General features: G+C 71.7%; 3 protein-coding genes and 1 pseudogene. 2 read left to right on the top strand and 2 right to left on the bottom strand.

The genetic code is table 11. From position 1 onward, the window contains the following. A pseudogene (locus FNH08_RS47565) lies at positions 1-303 on the top strand (hypothetical protein); the annotation flags it as partial. Positions 304-566: 263 nt separating this feature from the next. Beyond that, positions 567-1424, top strand: a complete 858-nt coding sequence (locus FNH08_RS47560) for a fumarylacetoacetate hydrolase family protein (RefSeq protein ID WP_152778126.1) — start codon at positions 567-569, stop codon at positions 1422-1424. A 226-nt stretch (positions 1425-1650) separates the two neighbouring features. On the opposite strand, the gene FNH08_RS47555 is transcribed toward FNH08_RS47560, so the two are convergent. Further along, a complete protein-coding gene (locus tag FNH08_RS47555) occupies positions 1651-2136 on the bottom strand; it encodes a heme-degrading domain-containing protein (RefSeq protein WP_322726590.1) in 486 nt (161 codons plus the stop codon). Continuing rightward, the gene (locus FNH08_RS47550) at positions 2133-3233 is read right to left on the bottom strand and encodes a Gfo/Idh/MocA family oxidoreductase (protein WP_152778125.1); all 1101 of its coding nucleotides are present in this window, start codon (positions 3231-3233) and stop codon (positions 2133-2135) included. Before FNH08_RS47550 ends, FNH08_RS47555 begins: the two co-directional genes overlap by 4 nt. Between the last annotated feature and the right edge of the window lie 16 nt (positions 3234-3249).

Here is a 3249-nt window from a genome sequence, read left to right as displayed (position 1 = left end):
GGGCTCGTGTACGTGGGGCTGTTCGTGATCGTCACGTGTGTCGCCGTGTTCAACTTCCGGCGGTCGAAGCGGATGATGGCGGGCACGTCCACCTCGGCGGTGAGCCCCTCGGGGGAGCAGGTGCCCGGGGTCGCCTCGGTCATGAAGGTCATGCCGTTCGTGTCCTTCCTGACCCTCGTCAGCGTGGCGGTGGTGCCGCTGGCGGCCGCGCTGTACGTGGTGACCAGTACGACGTGGAGCGCGGTGGAGCGGGCGGTGCTGTACCGGGATGTGGCGGTGCCGGCCACGGCCGCGGTGCTGTAGGGGCCTGGCGGTGTGGTCGGGTCCTGGTGGTCCGGTTGGGTTCGGTCGGGTCCTGGTGGTCCGGTTGGGTTCGGTCGGGGCCTGGCGGTCCGGTTGGGTTCTGTCGGTCGGTCGGGGGCGGTCCAGTCCGTGAACCGGGTATTGCGGAGCGGGCGTCGAGCTTGGAGGATCGACCAGTCCTCCGATGGCTGTACCCCGTGGCCGCATCCACGGGGCGGCGTACGCGTCGGACGGGCTGCCCGCGATCGAGGGAGACTGTGATCATGAAGTTGCTGCGAGTCGGTACGGCGGGGGCGGAGCGGCCCGCGCTGCTCGATGCCGAGGGGACCCTGCGGGATCTGTCGGGGTTCGTCCCGGACATCGACGGGTCGCTGCTCGCGGACGCCGAGGCGCTCGGCCGGATCCGTACGGCGGCCGAGGCCGGCGAGCTGCCCGCGCTGGACGGAGCCGGGCTGCGCGTCGGCCCGCCGCTCGCGCGGATCGGCAAGATCGTCTGCATTGGGCTGAACTACCACGACCACGCCCGCGAGACCGGGGCCGAGCCGCCCGCCGAGCCGGTGATCTTCTTCAAGGCGGCGGACACGGTGGTCGGGCCGCACGACACGGTGCTCGTTCCGCGCGGGTCCACCAAGACCGACTGGGAGGTCGAGCTCGCGGTCGTCATCGGGCGGACCGCCCGCTACGTCGGCTCGGCTCAGGAGGCGCTCGCGCACGTCGCCGGGTACGCGGTGGCGCACGACGTCTCGGAGCGCGAGTTCCAGATCGAGCGCGGCGGTACGTGGGACAAGGGCAAGAACTGCGAGACGTTCAACCCGCTGGGGCCCTGGCTGGTGACCGCCGACGAGGTGCCCGACCCGCAGAACCTGTCGCTGAAGCTGTGGGTGAACGGCGAGCTGAAGCAGAACGGCACGACGGCTGAGCAGATCTTCCCAGTTGCGGAAGTCGTGCGGTATGTCAGCCAGTTCATGACGCTGTACCCGGGTGACGTGATCAATACGGGGACGCCGGCGGGGGTGGCGTTGGGCGCGCCCGAGCCTAAGCCGTTCCTTCGGGCGGGGGATGTGGTGGAGCTGGAGATCGAGGGTCTCGGGCGGCAGCGGCAGGAGTTCAAGGACGCGTGAGGGGTGGGGGACTGCGGTTGGTTGGCGGGTGCGGGTTGTTTGTGGCTGGTCGCGCAGTTCCCCGCGCCCCTAAAGGCATGCGCAGTTCCCCGCGCCCCTAAAGGCATGCGCAGTTCCCCGCGCCCCTAAAGGCATGCGCAGTTCCCCGCGCCCCTAAAGGCATGCGCAGTTCCCCGCGCCCCTAAAAGCATGCGCAGTTCCCCGCGCCCCTTTTTCCCTGGCTTCCTTACGTATTCAGGAGCCCTTGCAGGGCCTCCACCACCATGGCGTGGTCCTCCAGTTGCGGCAGGCCCGAGACCACCACCGTGCCGATCACTCCCGCGCCCTCGACGCGGATCGGGAAGGCGCCGCCGTGGGCCGCGTGGGTGGTGGGGTCGAGGCGGGAGGACTCCTCGAACGTGGTGCCCTTGGCGCGGAAGCGGGTGCCGATCAGCAGGGAGGAGTGGCCGTAGTGCTCGACGACGCGGCGCTTGCGGTCGATCCACGCGTCGTTCTCCGGGGTGGAGCCGTCGAGCGCCGCGTGGAAGAGCTGCTGGTGGCCGCGCCGGATGTCGATGGCCACGGGGGCGCCGCGCTCCCGGGCCAGCTCCACCAGGCGCGTGCCCAGGGTCCAGGCGTCCTCGTACGTGAAGCGGGGGAGCGTCAGGCGGCGCTCCTGCTCCTCCAGTTCGGCGACGGTCGGGGCGGTCGGGGTCGTGTCGCGCGCGTTCACAGCGACACCACCACGCCCTCCGCGGCCGAGCGGCGGGCCGCCTCCAGCACATCGAGGGCAGCCGCCGCCTCGAACGCCGTCACCGGGTTCGGGGCCCCCTCGCGCAGGGCCGCGGCCACCGCCTCGTAGTACGCCGGGTAGTCGCCCGGCAGTGTCGGTACGGGGCGTCCGCCTCCCGTCAGGGGGGATTCGCCGGCGCCGATCCGGCCCCACATCGACTCCGGCTCCACGCCCCACTCCGCCTTGGCCGTCGGCCGCTCGCCCTCGCGCAGGGCCGCCTCCTGGGGATCGAGGCCGTACTTCACGTAGCCCGCCTTCGCGCCCAGCACCCGGAAGCGCGGGCCGAGTTGGGCCGTGGTCGCGGAGGCGTACAGGTGGGTGCGGGTGCCGCCGGCGTGGGTGAGGGCGATGAACGTGTCGTCGTCGGCCTCGGCGCCCTCGCGGCGGACGAGCGCCTCCGCGTACACCTGGGTGACCGGGCCGAAGAGGACCAGGGCCTGGTCGACCACATGGCTGCCCAGGTCGTACAGCAGACCTCCGATCTCTGCGGGGTCGCCGGACTCGCGCCAGCCGCCCTTCAGTTGGGGGCGCCAGCGCTCGAAACGGGACTCGAAGCGCCATACGTCACCCAGCTCGCCCTCGGTGACGAGCTTCCGGAGCGTCAGGAAGTCGTGGTCCCAGCGGCGGTTCTGGAAGACGGAGAGGAGCAGGCCGCGCTCCTCGGCGAGGGCGGCCAGTTCGCGGGCCTCCGCCGCCGTGCCGGCGAGGGGCTTGTCGACCACGACCGCGAGGCCCGCCTCCAGGGCGGCCGTCGCCACGGGGACGTGGGTCTTGTTCGGGGACGCGACGACGACCAGGTCCAGCTCGCCGGCCCGGTCCCACAGCTCGTCGGGTGAATCCGCGAACCGTACGTCCGGGAACTCGGCGCGGGCCTGCTCCCGGCGCTCCGGACTCCTGGTGACCACCGTGTCGAGGACCAGCCCCTCGGTGGCGGCGATCAGCGGGGCGTGGAAGACGGAGCCCGCGAGGCCGTAACCGACCAGGGCCACGCGGAGGGGGGCGCCGGGGGCGGGGTCTGTGCCAGTTCCAGTCGTCATGCTTCCACTTAAGCAT

Origin of the sequence: Streptomyces spongiae, from assembly GCF_009377185.1 — a bacterium.
Taxonomy (GTDB): Bacteria; Actinomycetota; Actinomycetes; order Streptomycetales; family Streptomycetaceae; genus Streptomyces; species Streptomyces spongiae.
Note: the sequence above shows the minus strand (reverse complement) of the source record. Positions and strands in the feature narration are given on the sequence as shown.

What these genes read in the sequence shown, in the direction of transcription:
- FNH08_RS47560 (WP_152778126.1), top strand. Translation starts at nt 567, where the DNA reads ATGAAGTTGCTGCGAGTCGGTACGGCGGGGGCGGAGCGGCCCGCGCTG.
- FNH08_RS47550 (WP_152778125.1), bottom strand. Translation starts at nt 3,233, where the DNA reads ATGACGACTGGAACTGGCACAGACCCCGCCCCCGGCGCCCCCCTCCGC.